Genomic DNA, 14,983 nt, shown 5'->3' with positions numbered 1-14,983 from the left:
TGTGTTGAATAAATGTCCAAATAGCATAAATTCACCAGTCTTGATAAAGGATTTTTTTATGTCTGCTAAACAACTCGAGCAAGCAGCTCAAGCTACTAAAACTGCATTCGTGTTCCCGGGTCAAGGGTCACAGAAAGTCGGCATGCTCGCTGAACTTGCAGAACAGTTTAGTAGTGTGCAAGCAACATTTGCAGAAGCATCAGAAGCGGCTGGCTTTGATCTTTGGCAAATTGCTCAAAGTGGTGAAGGGTTAAACCAAACAGAATTTACTCAACCTGTACTCCTGACTGCCAGTATTGCTTTATGGCGTGTGTGGTTAGAGTTAGGTGGTGTTGCACCGAAATACCTTGCAGGTCACTCATTAGGTGAATACAGCGCCTTGGTTGCTGCAGGTGCGATGAGCCTAGGTGATGCCGTTAAATTGGTGAACCTACGTGGTCAGTTAATGCAAAGTGCTGTACCTGAAGGACAAGGTGCAATGGCGGCAATTTTGGGTCTAGATGATGCTAAAGTGATTGAACTTTGTGCTCAAGCAGAAGGCCCAGGTTCAGTAGATGCTGCAAACTACAATGCACAAGGTCAAGTTGTCATTGCGGGCGATAAAGCCATGGTTGAAGCGGTTATGGCTGCTGCTAAAGATAATGGCGGTAAGGCAATCGCACTTCCGGTTTCTGTGCCATCGCATTGTGCATTGATGAAACCTGCTGCTGAACAGTTTGCGACAGCATTGGAACAAACTGCCATTGAGCTGCCTACTATACCTGTAATACAAAATGTAGGCGCTGAAATCGCGACTGATGTAGCGCAATTACTTCAGGCGTTAACTGCACAGTTATACCAATCTGTACAGTGGACAAAGACCATGCAGTATTTGCAAGACCAAGGTATTCAGTACATTGCTGAATGTGGTCCGGGTAATGTCCTTGCGAATCTCGCAAAACGTTTGCCAAATATTGAAAAAGCATTCCCACTCGACACGAAAGGTCGTATGGAAGATGCACTGAATGCCATTTTAGTGGCAGAAGGGAAAATTGCATGACACAAGAACGCAAAGTTGCTTTAGTAACAGGTGCGAGCCGAGGGATTGGAGCAGCAATTGCTCAGCAATTGATTCAAGACGGTTATTTTGTTGTAGGTACGGCAACATCAGAAGCGGGTGCGGAAAAATTATCTGCTGCTTTTGCTGAAAATGGTGCGGGTAAAGTTCTAGATGTACGTGATGCAACTGCAATTGATGCATTGGTATCAGACATTGAGCAAAACTTTGGTTCTGTATTGGTTTTGGTGAACAATGCTGGTATTACCAAAGATAATTTGTTACTTCGTATGTCAGAAGATGATTGGGATGACATTCTCAACATTCATTTGAAAGCCGTTTATCGACTTTCTAAACGTGTTTTAAAGGGTATGACCAAAGCACGTTTTGGCCGAATTATTAATATTAGTTCTGTGGTTGCACATTTTGCTAACCCAGGACAAGCAAACTATTCTGCTGCAAAAGCAGGGATTGAGGCCTTTGGTCGCAGCCTTGCAAAAGAGATGGGAAGCCGCCAAATCACTGTAAATGCAGTGGCTCCGGGCTTTATTGCAACAGAAATGACAGAACAGTTAAGCGAAGAAATTCGTAAAAAGATGAGTGATCAAGTGGCCTTAAACCGTTTAGGTGAGCCGCAAGATATCGCAAATGCCGTAAGTTTTCTTGCTTCTGAAAAGGCAAGTTACATTACCGGAACTGTATTACATGTAAATGGTGGTTTATACATGAGCTAAGCGCTCAAGTATAAACTTTCAAAACGATTTAGATTCAATTAAACTAACGGCATTAAAAACGCCACAAGCAATGAGGAGAATTCCTGTGAGCGATATCGAACAACGCGTAAAACAAGCAGTAGCTGAACAACTTGGTCTTAAAGCAGACGAGATCAAAAACGAAGCTTCTTTCATGGATGACTTAGGTGCAGATTCTCTAGACCTAGTTGAATTAGTTATGTCTTTCGAAAACGATTTCGACATCACTATTCCTGATGAAGATTCAAACGAAATCACTACTGTACAATCTGCAATTGACTATGTTTCTAAGAAACTAGGTTAATTTTAGATTTCAGCGATGCTGATTTAAAAAGCCACCATTCGGTGGCTTTTTTTATGCCGAATATTTTGTTTTTACATTAGCTTACGTTTCTGTCACCAACAACAACTCAAAAGCGGTTATTTTTTAGCTATAAGAATAGAGTTTGAACAATAGTTAAATGATTTAAAACAGTAAAAACAACGGAGAAAAATATGGGTCTTTTTGATTTTGTAAAAGGTATTGGTAAAAAAAATACAGCACCTGCAGAGCCTCAGGCAGCGCCAGCAACACCTTCTGAACCATCTGCACAAGAAATTGCCAATAAGTTATTGGGTCATATCAAAGCACTGGGCTTACCTGTAACAGGCTTGTCTGTGAGTTATAACGGGACTTCAGATCTAGCAACAGTGAAAGGTCAGGTACAAAGCCAAGCAGATCGTGAAAAGATTATCTTAGCAGTAGGGAATATTGATCATGTGGCACAAGTAGATGATCAGTTAACAGTGACGAGTCCTGAGCCTGAAAGTAAGTTTTATACTGTTAAGTCGGGAGATAACCTGTCTAAAATCTCTAAAGAATTTTATGGTGATGCAAATCAATACAATAAAATTTTTGAAGCAAACCGTCCTTTGTTAAAAAATGCCGATGACATTTTCCCAGGGCAAGTGCTGCGTATTCCTGCATAAATATTTGTGTTTACAGTAAAAAAGCCATCTTTCGATGGCTTTTTTTTGTATGCGTGAATGGTGGAGTTGAATATAATGCGGCTGAAATAATTCAAAATAAGAAATCAATGAAACAAAAAATCATCTTTATTTTCTTGCTGTTGCTTGCAGTTGTTGTGTGTTTTTGCCTTTGGCTGCGGTGGGATGAGCGTATTGATCCTCGGGTGCTAAAGTGGCAGCAGTCTGAAATTTCTTATCTTTCAAATTACACACAAGAGCCGTATTTTAACTTGCTTGGGCTGAATGCTGCAGATCGGTTTTCGGCATTGAATATTGGGCGCTATCGTTATCATCAAGATTGGTCATTTAGTTTGTTTGGGTAAGAGCATCAGAATGTTTTGGGCCAGCCATTGAATGCGAAGCTAATACGTGAAAAGTGGTCAGAAGAACAGATGAATTTAGTTGCGGAGTTTCAGTAATTGCTGGTCGATGATCCTAAGGCGGCTAGCGCATTTGTTGTTGAGCATCATCAGGTGATCGGTGGGCTGATACAGCAAGAAAAGGTACCGTTGCAGCGCTTTAACACATGGTTGCAGCATGCAGACCAATACCGCAGTTTAAGTATGCCGAGCAATTCTGCATATCCAGACTTTAAGTATTTAAATCAGTTGGTGATCCTTTATCAGATCAATATTGCGTTAAATAAAGAGGATAAGCTGGATGCTTATATGACTGAATATCACAGATTGCAGCAGATGCTTGAGCGCCCGATCTCATTGGTTGAAAGGATGTTGATTCAAAGCTGGCTGGCACGTTATGTTCGAATTAACGTAATGAGCAGTTAAAGACTGGACAAGTAGTTTATTTGGAGCCTTTAAGTGCCAGTCAGTTGAGTTTGCGCTCAGCAGCAAAATTGGAAGCCTATGGCGTATAGGCGGTGTTGAAGCAGGTGCAGCAATCATCGGGCTGGAGTACCTCGTTGATCTATTGGTTGTATTTGCCAAATCAAACTGCGAATCAATTGTTTAAGCAATATGAAAAGGCGGCTCAGCTATCTGAGCTTTCTTATGATTCGTTTAGGGTGCAGGCTGGTCAAGAGCAGGAACAGTATTCATCTTGGCATATCAAAAACTATTTGGGCAAGACTTTGTCCAATATAGAGGGGGGCTTGGGAGCACTCTGTGCTTGCAGGGCACATTTTGAATGATCGTATTATGATTTTTAATTTGTTGAATCAGGGTGCGACTGATTTAACGCAGTTGAATCAAAATAGCCACGGGCGACGTTTCTTTAAAAATGAGGGGGTGTTGTGTGCTGAAGTGCCGTAGCCGCGTGAGCAATTTAGAGCACACAATTGGAGTATTTTAGATAGCTGTGTGCAGTTGTAATTTTTGAATATGAAATAAGATAAATAAAAAGCCCCAATGAGTAGGGGCTTTTTTACAGTCGTTTAGAAGCTTGGCTTCACTACAACTAAAATGACAACCGCAAATAAAATCAAAGTGGGCATTTCATTAAAATAACGCCAGAATTTATGCGACTTATAATGTGCATTTTCGATAAGCTTTTTACGGTAATAACCACAAACAAAATGATAAATCACCAATAGTCCAACCAATCCCACTTTTAAGTAGAACCAAAGCGCTTCATGGTAGTGTCGTGTTGCATCACCCCAATCGACGAGGAAGTGCGCAGTGATCAATGTAGCAATCATAGCGGGCCACATAATGCCGCGGTATAGCTTACGTTCCATGATTTGAAAGCGCTGATGACTCGTAGCATCATCACTCATAGCGTGGTAGACATAAAGGCGAGGGAGATAGAATAGCGCTGCGAACCAGCAAACAACTGCGATGATATGCAATGCTTTTACCCAGAGGAAAGCATCTGATGGAGCATCCATATATTGACCCTTAAAAGGGCGGTGGGTATGTGCTTTGGCACCGAAGCGCCAAAGCAGCAAACTTTATATTAAGCTTCCCATTTTTTGAAAACGAGGCAAGCGTTTACACCGCCAAAACCAAAACTGTTACTCATCACAGTATTCAATTTTGCATCACGTTTTTCAAGTACGATATCAAAAGGTTTTGCGCCTTCGTCAAGTTCAGTCACGTTGATGTTCGGTGCTATAAAGTCATTTTGCATCATTAAAATAGAGTAAATCGCTTCTTGTACACCTGCAGCACCCAGACTGTGACCAGTCATCGACTTGGTTGAGCTGAGCGGAGGAACTTGCCCTTCACCGAAAGCACGCTCCATCGCTTTAAGTTCAGTGACATCGCCTGCCGGAGTAGATGTACCATGTGTATTAACATAGTCGATGGTATCTACACCATGTTGTTTAGCTTCTTCTAAAGCCATAAGGATACAACGCGTCGCACCTTCGCCCGATGGTGCAACCATGTCAGCGCCGTCAGAATTTGCTGCATAGCCGACAACTTCAGCCAAAATGTTTGCACCACGTGCTTGAGCATGTTCAAGTGACTCTAGTACAACGAAGCCACCGCCGCCAGCGATCACGAAACCGTCACGGTCAGCAGAGTAAGGGCGGGAAGCAGTTTCAGGAGTGTCATTGTATTTTGAACAAAGTGCACCCATTGCATCAAATAAAAGACTTTGTGACCAATGGTCTTCTTCACCGCCACCAGCAAGCATTAAGTCTTGTTTGCCTAATTGAATCAGGTTGTATGCATAACCAATGGCATCTGCAGATGTTGCACAAGCGCTAGTAATCGTATGTGCAATACCTTGCATTTTAAATGCCACACCCACGTTTGCGGTAATGGTGTTGGTCATGTTACGTGGTACAAAGAATGGCCCAACTTTACGTGCACCTTTGGTGTCTAGAAGTTCTTTCATTTCAACAACAGATGCAGTTGAACCACCACCTGAACCACCCGCAATACCGTAACGTGGATTACCACCAATTTGTTCTGCTGTTAAGCCTGCATTTTCTACCGCAGCCAAAGCTGAGTTGTATGCATACATTGCGCATACGCCCATAAAGCGTTTTAAACGGCGGTCAATACCGTCAAAGTTTTGTTCTGCAGCCGCACTGACATGACTTTTAAAATTAAGTTCAGCATAACTTGGGTTGAAACGTGTTCCAGAAATCCCGTTTTGCAAAGAATGAGTGACATCTTCTAATGTATTACCAATGCATGAGTTGATGCCCATACCAGTGATTACAACACGTTTCATCTACAGATCCTTTATAGGTAGTGTGTGAGCAAGCTATTGAAAGTATACGAAGGAAACTTTCTAAATAGGCGAACTCATATAATTTGATTGGAATAATGATAGCAGAAAGCTTTTTGAATTCTTATGGCAAATCCTATGCCTATTGTTGACTTAGCTAATTTGCAACTTTGCAGCAAAAAACTTAACTTAAAGATACATATTCAAGTTGTGATAAAGTTTGACTACACCTAGTATTTATCAATAATTTCAAGAATAGTTTTAATGAGGTAGGGAATGGTGAAAACGAATAATAAACCAACGGCAGGTCTACTCTCAAACGCCTTTGGAGTGGCTAAAAAGCTCAGTTCTACTGGGGTGTCTATTATCAATCATGTTGCACCCGAATCTGTAACTAAGGTCATTCAACCTCAAAAAAATGGTCAAACCTTGGAGGGTCAGTCAAGGCAAGCGGGCGTATTTGATGTAAAAAAATATGATAATCCTCAGCAAATCTTACGTGAACACGTTCCAAATGTTTCTAGACAATTATTCGGTCGACATTTTAATACCGTAAATAATGTGGCTAATTTTGTTGCTCCTCAATTTAGTGACAAAATTTCTGATTATTTATTTGATCGACTTAATCATTTTAGTTCGGATATTTCATCTGTAGATGCTGTACTGGATGAAGCTGGGGTACGTGATTTAGAAGAGTTGACACAAGATGTCGATCGTTCGCGTCGTATTAGTGAGGCTCTGGGTGAGCAAAATAAATGGATTGCTTCGATTCAAGGGGCTTTAACAGGTGCGACAGGTGTCATTGGTTCAAGTATTGATATCCCTGCTTCACTGATTATGACTCTGCGAGTGATTTATCAAGTTGGACGTTCTTATGGTTTCGACTTAAGCAAAGAAAGTGACCAAGATATTGTTCAGTTTATTTTTAAACAGGTCGACTTGAGTTTAATTGCAGAAAAACAAACTTTGCTTATGGCAATAAAAGCTCTGAGTAGTACGCTACAAAATAGTGATTTACATCAATTGCAGCAATTGGTGGGTTCAGATACTGATGCAGCAGCATTGAAAAAATATGTACTAGATGAAAATGGTCAGTTTAAGTGGGCATGGCTCAATCAAATGCCAAAAGTTTCATTGTTAAATCAGCTATCACGATTATCTCCTGTGGCGAGTGTTGGTGTAAGTGTGGTGTATAGTCGCCGTTTAGTGGATGAAGTGAATCAGAAGGCACAGCAAGTCTTTTCTAATGCGCGCCAATATATTTTGCAGCATCAGGATATTAGCTTGTCACCTTTACATGCCTATGAGCGTTCTCTTGAGTTGCTTGCTCAAGCAACACCTAAATTACTAGAAGGTATTAAGGCGAAAGATATTGATTTGGCTGAGCCTGTACTAGATCAGACCATAGATGTTACAGGTCATGAGAGTATCCGCGCAGTAAAAGTCACTAAAAAAGCACAAGTTAAAAACTCTGATGCAGCCGCAGTGGAAGTAGAGCAGGAACAAAAAGTCTCAGAAGGTTTGGAGGCACTTGCGGAGAAAGTTGTTGAGCCTCATGCACCCGGGGCTGCGCAAAAACCTGCTTTAGCTGAAAAAGATGAGTTTGATGTGTTGGAATCTGTACAGCAGGAGGATGTCCCAGTGGAAAAAGCTGCACCCAAAACTAAGCCGCGTAAAGCCAAAACAGCAGCCGTAGATAAAGTTACAAAAAAATCAGCAGATTCTTCTGAAAAATAAACTATTTATTTGTGGGTGAAAAATTGCGCAAATCATGATGAATAAATGTTTTCGATGATCGTATATTGTTGACCAATTTTAAGTCTTCGCTTACAATTGCATGCCCTCAAAAAGTAGTATTTTTTGGGGCTTTTTATTAACGGGAGAATTGCCAAATGGCAACAACAAATCAGTTGATCCGTAAGGGTCGTACAACTTTAGTTGAAAAATCTAAAGTTCCTGCGTTGAAGGCTTGTCCACAACGTCGTGGTGTTTGTACACGTGTTTACACAACTACACCTAAAAAACCTAACTCAGCAATGCGTAAAGTTTGCCGTGTTCGCTTAACTTCAGGTTTTGAAGTTTCTAGCTACATCGGTGGTGAAGGCCATAACCTACAAGAGCACAGTGTTGTTCTTATCCGTGGTGGTCGTGTTAAAGATTTACCAGGTGTACGTTACCATACCGTTCGTGGTTCTTTAGACTGTGCTGGTGTTAAAGATCGTAACCAGTCTCGTTCTAAATACGGTGCTAAACGTCCTAAGAAATAATCTGAAAAGATTAACTTCTTAGTTCGTTAGAACTGCAATCCTTTATCGTCTCGCTTGTCTGATTTCTGCATTTTTTGTGAAAATTCCAAGCGACGTATAGTAAGGCCAGCGAAAGCACATGACACTTTGTGCACCTGCTGGAGTAACCTGAAGTGTCATATTTATTAGGTGTATTAAAATGCCAAGACGTCGCGTAGTTGCTGCCCGTGAAATCCTTCCGGATCCTAAGTTCAGCAGCCAAACAATCGCTAAATTCATGAACCACGTAATGCAAGATGGTAAAAAATCTATTGCTGAAAGTATCGTTTACGGTGCTTTAGACCGCGTTCAAGAAAAATCTAAAGTAGACCCAGTTGAATTTTTCGAGACTACTCTTGAAAAAGTTCGTCCTATGGTCGAAGTAAAAGCACGCCGTGTTGGTGGTGCTACATACCAAGTGCCTATGGAAGTACGCCCATCCCGTCGTACTGCCTTGGCTATGCGTTGGTTAGTAGATGCTGCTGCTAAGCGTTCTGAAAAAACTATGGCTTTACGTCTTGCTGGTGAGTTGCTTGATGCAGCTGAAGGTAAAGGCGCAGCGATCAAAAAACGTGAAGATGTGCATCGTATGGCTGAAGCCAACAAAGCCTTCTCTCATTACCGTTTCTAAGCGGATAAAACAGCCCCTATTCAGGAGGGTGACAAATCAGTTGTCACTGTTTTGTCATCGAATCGCTTTAAGTTGCTATGCAGCTTAAAGCGTCCTGTTTTAAACAACAAAATTTAGGAATGCTAGAAATCATGGCTCGTCAAACCCCAATTTCTCGTTATCGTAACATTGGTATCTCTGCGCACATTGATGCTGGTAAAACTACCACTTCAGAACGTATTTTGTTCTACACAGGTGAGAGTCACAAACTTGGTGAAACTCACGAAGGTTCTGCAACTACAGACTGGATGGAACAAGAGCAAGAACGTGGTATTACTATTACCTCAGCGGCAGTAACATGCTTCTGGAAAGGGATGGGTAACCAATTCGAACAGCACCGTATTAACGTAATTGATACCCCAGGACACGTAGACTTCACTATTGAAGTTGAACGTTCTATGCGTGTTCTTGACGGTGCATGCATGGTTTACTGTGCTGTAGGTGGTGTACAACCTCAGTCTGAAACTGTATGGCGTCAAGCAAATAAATATAAAGTTCCACGTATTGCATTCGTGAACAAAATGGACCGTACTGGTGCGAACTTCTTCCGTGCTGTTGAACAAGTTAAAACACGTCTTGGTGGTAATCCAGTGCCAATCGTTGTTCCAATCGGTGCAGAAGAAAACTTCCAGGGTGTTGTTGACCTAATCGAAATGAAAGCGATTATCTGGGACGAAGCGTCTCAAGGTATGAAGTTTGAATATGGCGAAATCCCTGCTGAATTAGTTGATACTGCTAACGAATGGCGTACTAACATGGTTGAAGCTGCTGCGGAAGCATCAGAAGAACTCATGGACAAGTACCTTGAAGAAGGTGAGTTAACTAAAGAAGAAATCGTTTCAGGTTTACGTGCACGTACATTGTTGAATGAAATTCAACCAATGCTTTGTGGTTCAGCGTTCAAAAACAAAGGTGTTCAACGTATGTTGGATGCTGTAATTGAATTCTTACCTGCGCCGACTGACGTTGAAGCGATCAAGGGTATCCTTGACGACAAAGACGAAACTGAAGGTTCTCGTGAAGCGTCTGACGATGCTCCGTTCTCTGCGCTTGCGTTCAAAATCATGAACGACAAATTCGTAGGTAACTTAACATTCGTACGTGTTTACTCTGGTGTACTTAAAGCAGGTAGCCCTTGCTATAACCCAGTTAAAATGAAGCGCGAACGTGTTGGCCGTATCGTACAGATGCACGCAAATGACCGTCACGATATTGAAGAAATTCGTGCGGGTGATATCGCAGCATGTGTAGGTCTTAAAGATACTACGACTGGTGATACATTATGTGATGAAAACAATGTAATTACACTAGAGCGTATGGAATTCCCAGAGCCAGTAATTGCGCTTGCGGTTGAGCCTAAAACTAAAGCTGACCAAGAAAAAATGTCTGTTGCTTTAGGCCGTTTGGCGAAAGAAGATCCATCATTCCGCGTACGTACTGACGAAGAATCTGGTCAAACAATTATTGCTGGTATGGGTGAGCTTCACCTTGACATTATTGTTGACCGTATGAAGCGTGAATTCAACGTTGAAGCGAACATTGGTAAACCAATGGTAGCTTACCGTGAAACGATCAAAAAATCAGTTGAACAAGAAGGTAAGTTCGTACGTCAAACTGGTGGTAAAGGTAAGTTTGGTCACGTATACGTACGTTTAGAACCACTTGCTGAAGATGCTGGTAAAGACTACGAGTTCGCTGAAGAAGTTGTTGGTGGTGTAGTACCTAAAGAATTCTTCGGTGCGGTTGACAAAGGTATCCAAGAACGTATGAAGAATGGTGTCCTAGCTGGTTATCCAGTTGTTGGCATCAAAGCGACATTGTTCGATGGTTCTTACCATGACGTCGACTCTGACGAATTATCGTTCAAAATGGCTGGTTCTTACGCATTCCGTGACGGTTTCATGAAAGCAGATCCTGTTCTTCTTGAGCCTATCATGAAAGTTGAAGTAGAAACTCCAGAAGACTACATGGGCGATATCATGGGTGACTTAAACCGTCGTCGTGGTCTTGTTCAAGGTATGGACGATTTACCTGGTGGTACTAAAGCTATCCGTGCAGAAGTTCCACTTTCTGAGATGTTTGGTTACGCAACTCATATGCGTTCTATGTCTCAAGGTCGTGCGACTTATTCTATGGAATTCGCTAAATACGCTGAAACACCACGTAACGTGGCTGAAGGCATCATCGCTAAGTTCCAATCTGGCGGTAAAAAAGGTGACGACGAGTAATCTTTCGATTACTATAAGCCCAAACTAATTCATAGTTAAAAACCAAATGCTCATGCAGTATCCCTGCATGAGTAGTTTAAAAAGGAAGATCTCATGGCTAAGGCTAAGTTCGAACGTAATAAGCCACACGTTAACGTGGGTACAATTGGTCACGTCGACCACGGTAAAACTACTTTAACAGCTGCAATTGCAACTGTATGTGCAAAAAAATTCGGTGGTGAAGCGAAAGATTACGCTGCAATCGACTCTGCACCAGAAGAAAAAGCACGTGGTATTACAATTAATACTTCACACGTAGAATACGATTCTCCAATCCGTCACTACGCTCACGTAGACTGTCCAGGTCACGCCGATTATGTTAAAAACATGATCACTGGTGCGGCTCAGATGGACGGTGCGATCCTGGTTTGTTCAGCGACTGATGGTCCTATGCCACAAACTCGTGAACACATCCTGCTTTCTCGTCAGGTAGGTGTACCTTACATCGTTGTGTTCTTGAACAAATGTGATATCGTTGATGATGAAGAGCTAATTGAACTAGTAGAAATGGAAGTTCGTGAACTTCTTTCTACTTATGACTTCCCAGGCGACGACACTCCAGTAATCCGTGGTTCTGCTCTTGCAGCGCTTAATGGTGAAGCTGGTCAATACGGCGAAGATGCTGTAGTTGCTCTTGTTGAAGCTCTTGACTCTTACATCCCAGAACCAGAACGTGCTATCGACCAAGCATTCCTTATGCCAATCGAAGACGTATTCTCAATTTCAGGTCGTGGTACAGTAGTAACTGGCCGTGTTGAAACTGGTATCGTGAAAGTAGGCGAAGAAGTTGAAATCGTTGGTATTAAAGATACAGTTAAAACAACTGTAACTGGCGTAGAAATGTTCCGTAAACTTCTTGATGAAGGTCGTGCGGGCGAGAACTGTGGTGTTCTTCTACGTGGTACTAAACGTGAAGACGTTCAACGTGGTCAAGTACTTGCTAAACCAGGTACAATCAAACCGCATACTAAATTCGACGCAGAAGTATACGTACTTTCTAAAGACGAAGGTGGCCGTCATACTCCATTCCTTAACGGTTACCGTCCACAGTTCTACTTCCGTACAACTGACGTAACTGGTGCGATCTCGCTTAAAGAAGGCGTTGAAATGGTTATGCCTGGTGACAACGTAGAAATGTCAGTAGAATTAATCCACCCAATCGCAATGGACGCTGGCTTACGCTTCGCGATCCGTGAAGGTGGTCGTACAGTTGGTGCGGGTGTAGTTTCTAAAGTAACTGCATAATCACTAAATGTGTGTAAAAAAGCGCCTCTTTGAGGCGCTTTTTTTATGCTTATTCAATGTGATAGGGAAATTGTCTGACAATATTTTTTAAAGCTGTCCTTTAGTGATAATTCACTGTCCTTAACTGAAATAATTACGCGTCAATAAAACCGTAATATGAACTGAAGAAAACCAATAAAAGTTTGAGTATTTCATAACTCAAAAAGGAGTTAGGCATGAACGCTAAAGTAAAGATTACTAATCGAGCAGGTGCAAGTTTCCCTGTACGTCGCATGAATTTTGATTTTGATGCGGTACCAGAGTACTGGATGAATGGCTCAGCAGGTTTGACACATTTTATGACCGCATTGTCTGCTTTATTTCCCGCGGGTGAAATGTTCTTTATTGATAGTGTGCGTGCAGTACGTAAACACCCATCGATCGCAAATAATGAAGCCCTACAAAAAGAAATTAGTGCTTTCATTGGTCAAGAAGCGATGCATACGCAAGAGCATGAGGGTTTTAATGCTTCTGCACAAAAATACGGTCATGATGTCGAAACACTTGATAAGGCAACGGGTCGTGTTATCCAAGGTGTACGTAAAGTCTTTGCACGTATTGCTAAACCTGTTGGTATTACTCAAGAAATGGTGGATCTTACTGCAACTACGGCACTTGAGCATTTCACTGCAACGATTGCTTCACAGTTATTGGTAAACCCACATATTCAAGCCTTAATGACTGATGAAACCATGAAAAATATGTGGTTATGGCATGCGATTGAAGAAAATGAGCATAAAGCCGTAGCTTATGATGTATTTGAAGGGGTCTTTGGTCAGGGAATAAAGGCCTACGCACTCCGTACAGGTTCATTGATTGGCGCAATGGTGACTTTATTCTTTGTACAAAGTTATTTTGTCGCTCGTTTATTAAAAGAAGATAACAAGCTTAATTTTGAAGCATTAAAAGATATTTATACCTATGGTTATAGCCCTTCAAAAGGCATCATCACTGGTATGGGTAAAGAAATGCTGATGTATTTTAAACCAGGTTTTCACCCGAATGATTTAGATACTTCTGGTTTGTTAAAAACGTGGAAAGCATATTTGGGTCTCTAATCACAGCGCTGTGGTGACTTTTTCAGAAGGGTGATGTAAATCGCTCTTTTTTTTATTCAACTTTATAGACAAACTTTTTATAATGCGCATACCCTAGCTATAGAAAGATAAACGAAGATGATTCGTTTGATGCAAGACGCTGATGTCCAGCAGGTTTACGATATCGAGCGCCGCGTACAAAGCCATCCTTGGACCATAAAACAATTTCAAGAATCGATTGCTGCCTATCAAAGTACGGTGATTGAGCGACAAGGAAAAGTTGTAGGTTTTTGCATTTTACAACCCGTTTTAGATGAAGCAAATTTATTGTTAATGGCGATCGATCCGAGCCAGCAAGGCAAAGGATTAGGTTTTCAATTACTCGATGAATCTATTGCCTTACTCAAAAATAAACCCATTCAAATCTTCTTAGAAGTGCGAGAAGGTAATCAACCAGCGATCCGTTTATATGAAAAAGCGGATTTTCATCAAATCGATTTGCGAAAGAATTATTATCCAAATGCCGATGGAACTCGTGAGCACGCCATTATTATGGTGAAGACTTGTGGTGATGATTTTGCAGCTTTATTTAAATAAAAGCGGTGAAGAGTGATCAAATTTAAAGAAAGCATTCGTGAATAAACGGATGCTATTTTATTGAATATCTTTTGTTTGATCCCTTTTATTTAATAATAGGATTATTCCAACCTGAAGGTAAGGTGGTCATCAGGGAATCCCCTAGTTGGCTGATTTCTTCTTGGGTCAGTGGTCGGTTGAGTCGACGCCATTGTCCATCAAGCAGAAGTTCCAGCGGAATGTACTGAGATTTATAATTCATTTTTTGAGAATCGGGCACCCAATAGCCCAAGTAGACATATTGCAGTCCAAGCTTTTGTGCGTGCTCGATTTGTTTCAGAATGGCAAAAGTACCTAGTGAGCGACGGCTTTCATCAGGATCAAAAAAGGTATATACCGCTGAAATACCATCATCGAGTGGATCACAGGTAGATACACTGATCAGTTGCTCATCCAACCATAGCTCTAAAAAGAAGCTGTCAGTGCAGCTATTGATTAAAAATTTTTCAAATTGATCTTGGCTGGGTGGGTGCATATCACCATCAGCATGCCGTTCATTGATATAGCGTTCGTACAGGGCATAATGCTTTGCATCGGCATCTTGAGGGCGGCTAATTTTCACCGTTAAATCTTGATTCCGTTTCCACGCTTTTTTTTGCACGCTGTTCATTTGAAACTCATGCACAGGCACACGTGAGGACAGACATTGGCGACAAAGATGACATTCAGGGCGATAGACAAAATCCCCACTACGACGAAAACCCATGCGGGAAAGTTCGGATAACGTGACCACATCAATATGATGGACAGGATCAAGAAAGACCATCCGAGCAGATTTATTTTCTAAGTAGCTACAATCATGCGGAGGCGTGATGTAGTACTGTAATTCGTTCAACAGGGACTTCGGTTGATAGGAATTCATCGTAATAT

17 protein-coding genes are annotated in these 14,983 nt (G+C 41.6%); 14 read left to right on the top strand and 3 right to left on the bottom strand.

Annotation, left to right across the window (positions count from 1 at the left end):
- Positions 1–58: 58 nt before the first annotated feature.
- The 7 genes from fabD to FTU62_RS08430 all read left to right on the top strand — a co-directional run bounded on the left by fabD (position 59) and on the right by FTU62_RS08430 (position 4,064).
- The gene (gene fabD, locus FTU62_RS08460; protein ID WP_180102414.1) at positions 59–1,039 is read left to right on the top strand and encodes an ACP S-malonyltransferase; all 981 of its coding nucleotides are present in this window, start codon (positions 59–61) and stop codon (positions 1,037–1,039) included.
- Entirely contained in the window at positions 1,036–1,770 is a 735-nt protein-coding gene (gene fabG, locus FTU62_RS08455) for a 3-oxoacyl-ACP reductase FabG (RefSeq protein WP_078190055.1), read from the top strand. Before fabD ends, fabG begins: the two co-directional genes overlap by 4 nt.
- An 85-nt stretch (positions 1,771–1,855) precedes the next feature.
- The gene (gene acpP / locus FTU62_RS08450; RefSeq protein ID WP_078190054.1) at positions 1,856–2,092 is read left to right on the top strand and encodes an acyl carrier protein; all 237 of its coding nucleotides are present in this window, start codon (positions 1,856–1,858) and stop codon (positions 2,090–2,092) included.
- A 191-nt stretch (positions 2,093–2,283) separates the two neighbouring features.
- Complete coding sequence (lysM, locus tag FTU62_RS08445; RefSeq protein WP_078190053.1) at positions 2,284–2,757, top strand: peptidoglycan-binding protein LysM; 474 nt, start codon at positions 2,284–2,286, stop codon at positions 2,755–2,757.
- A 107-nt stretch (positions 2,758–2,864) separates the two neighbouring features.
- The gene (locus tag FTU62_RS08440; protein WP_180102413.1) at positions 2,865–3,119 is read left to right on the top strand and encodes a hypothetical protein; all 255 of its coding nucleotides are present in this window, start codon (positions 2,865–2,867) and stop codon (positions 3,117–3,119) included.
- A gap of 96 nt (positions 3,120–3,215) precedes the next feature.
- A complete protein-coding gene (locus FTU62_RS08435; protein ID WP_180102412.1) occupies positions 3,216–3,581 on the top strand; it encodes a hypothetical protein in 366 nt (121 codons plus the stop codon).
- A gap of 336 nt (positions 3,582–3,917) precedes the next feature.
- Positions 3,918–4,064, top strand: coding sequence for a hypothetical protein (locus FTU62_RS08430; protein WP_180102411.1), 147 nt, complete (start codon positions 3,918–3,920; stop codon positions 4,062–4,064).
- 122 nt (positions 4,065–4,186) lie between these two features.
- Here the strand turns inward: FTU62_RS08430 and hemJ are convergent, their stop codons facing one another.
- Positions 4,187–4,639, bottom strand: coding sequence for a protoporphyrinogen oxidase HemJ (hemJ, locus tag FTU62_RS08425; protein WP_180022661.1), 453 nt, complete (start codon positions 4,637–4,639; stop codon positions 4,187–4,189).
- A gap of 68 nt (positions 4,640–4,707) precedes the next feature.
- Positions 4,708–5,937 (bottom strand): beta-ketoacyl synthase N-terminal-like domain-containing protein, encoded by a 1,230-nt coding sequence (locus tag FTU62_RS08420; RefSeq protein WP_111885033.1) that lies wholly within the window; start codon positions 5,935–5,937, stop codon positions 4,708–4,710.
- Between the two features lie 273 nt (positions 5,938–6,210).
- On the opposite strand from FTU62_RS08420, the gene FTU62_RS08415 reads away from it, so the two are divergent.
- The 7 genes from FTU62_RS08415 to rimI all read left to right on the top strand — a co-directional run bounded on the left by FTU62_RS08415 (position 6,211) and on the right by rimI (position 14,074).
- On the top strand, positions 6,211–7,671 hold the full coding sequence (locus tag FTU62_RS08415; RefSeq protein ID WP_180102410.1) for an EcsC family protein: 1,461 nt from the start codon (positions 6,211–6,213) through the stop codon (positions 7,669–7,671).
- Positions 7,672–7,826: 155 nt separating this feature from the next.
- Complete coding sequence (gene rpsL, locus FTU62_RS08410) at positions 7,827–8,201, top strand: 30S ribosomal protein S12 (RefSeq protein WP_000246374.1); 375 nt, start codon at positions 7,827–7,829, stop codon at positions 8,199–8,201.
- A gap of 178 nt (positions 8,202–8,379) precedes the next feature.
- Positions 8,380–8,850 (top strand): 30S ribosomal protein S7, encoded by a 471-nt coding sequence (gene rpsG, locus FTU62_RS08405; RefSeq protein ID WP_005011815.1) that lies wholly within the window; start codon positions 8,380–8,382, stop codon positions 8,848–8,850.
- A 131-nt stretch (positions 8,851–8,981) separates the two neighbouring features.
- Positions 8,982–11,117, top strand: coding sequence for an elongation factor G (gene fusA, locus FTU62_RS08400; protein ID WP_111885035.1), 2,136 nt, complete (start codon positions 8,982–8,984; stop codon positions 11,115–11,117).
- Between the two features lie 93 nt (positions 11,118–11,210).
- Positions 11,211–12,401 carry an elongation factor Tu gene (gene tuf, locus FTU62_RS08395; RefSeq protein ID WP_180077405.1) on the top strand — a complete coding sequence of 397 codons (1,191 nt, stop codon included), beginning with the start codon at positions 11,211–11,213 and terminating at the stop codon, positions 12,399–12,401.
- A 215-nt stretch (positions 12,402–12,616) separates the two neighbouring features.
- Positions 12,617–13,498 (top strand): metal-dependent hydrolase, encoded by an 882-nt coding sequence (locus FTU62_RS08390; protein ID WP_180102409.1) that lies wholly within the window; start codon positions 12,617–12,619, stop codon positions 13,496–13,498.
- A 117-nt stretch (positions 13,499–13,615) separates the two neighbouring features.
- Positions 13,616–14,074 (top strand): ribosomal protein S18-alanine N-acetyltransferase, encoded by a 459-nt coding sequence (gene rimI / locus FTU62_RS08385; protein ID WP_180102408.1) that lies wholly within the window; start codon positions 13,616–13,618, stop codon positions 14,072–14,074.
- A gap of 85 nt (positions 14,075–14,159) precedes the next feature.
- On the opposite strand, the gene FTU62_RS08380 is transcribed toward rimI, so the two are convergent.
- The gene (locus tag FTU62_RS08380) at positions 14,160–14,975 is read right to left on the bottom strand and encodes an arginyltransferase (RefSeq protein WP_180102407.1); all 816 of its coding nucleotides are present in this window, start codon (positions 14,973–14,975) and stop codon (positions 14,160–14,162) included.
- Positions 14,976–14,983 lie beyond the last annotated feature (8 nt).

Source organism: Acinetobacter sp. YH12126 (assembly GCF_013418745.1).
Lineage (GTDB): Bacteria > Pseudomonadota > Gammaproteobacteria > Pseudomonadales > Moraxellaceae > Acinetobacter > Acinetobacter amyesii.
The sequence above is the reverse complement of the archived record's forward strand: the minus strand, read 5'-3'. Positions and strand labels throughout refer to the sequence as shown.

Excerpts from the sequence above, each read along its gene's own strand:
- fabD (WP_180102414.1), top strand. The coding sequence starts at position 59 with ATGTCTGCTAAACAACTCGAGCAAGCAGCTCAAGCTACTAAAACTGCA.
- fabG (WP_078190055.1), top strand. The coding sequence starts at position 1,036 with ATGACACAAGAACGCAAAGTTGCTTTAGTAACAGGTGCGAGCCGAGGG.
- lysM (WP_078190053.1), top strand. The coding sequence starts at position 2,284 with ATGGGTCTTTTTGATTTTGTAAAAGGTATTGGTAAAAAAAATACAGCA.
- FTU62_RS08440 (WP_180102413.1), top strand. The coding sequence starts at position 2,865 with ATGAAACAAAAAATCATCTTTATTTTCTTGCTGTTGCTTGCAGTTGTT.
- hemJ (WP_180022661.1), bottom strand. The coding sequence starts at position 4,639 with ATGGATGCTCCATCAGATGCTTTCCTCTGGGTAAAAGCATTGCATATC.
- FTU62_RS08420 (WP_111885033.1), bottom strand. The coding sequence starts at position 5,937 with ATGAAACGTGTTGTAATCACTGGTATGGGCATCAACTCATGCATTGGT.
- FTU62_RS08415 (WP_180102410.1), top strand. The coding sequence starts at position 6,211 with ATGGTGAAAACGAATAATAAACCAACGGCAGGTCTACTCTCAAACGCC.
- rpsL (WP_000246374.1), top strand. The coding sequence starts at position 7,827 with ATGGCAACAACAAATCAGTTGATCCGTAAGGGTCGTACAACTTTAGTT.
- rpsG (WP_005011815.1), top strand. The coding sequence starts at position 8,380 with ATGCCAAGACGTCGCGTAGTTGCTGCCCGTGAAATCCTTCCGGATCCT.
- fusA (WP_111885035.1), top strand. The coding sequence starts at position 8,982 with ATGGCTCGTCAAACCCCAATTTCTCGTTATCGTAACATTGGTATCTCT.
- tuf (WP_180077405.1), top strand. The coding sequence starts at position 11,211 with ATGGCTAAGGCTAAGTTCGAACGTAATAAGCCACACGTTAACGTGGGT.
- FTU62_RS08390 (WP_180102409.1), top strand. The coding sequence starts at position 12,617 with ATGAACGCTAAAGTAAAGATTACTAATCGAGCAGGTGCAAGTTTCCCT.
- rimI (WP_180102408.1), top strand. The coding sequence starts at position 13,616 with ATGATTCGTTTGATGCAAGACGCTGATGTCCAGCAGGTTTACGATATC.
- FTU62_RS08380 (WP_180102407.1), bottom strand. The coding sequence starts at position 14,975 with ATGAATTCCTATCAACCGAAGTCCCTGTTGAACGAATTACAGTACTAC.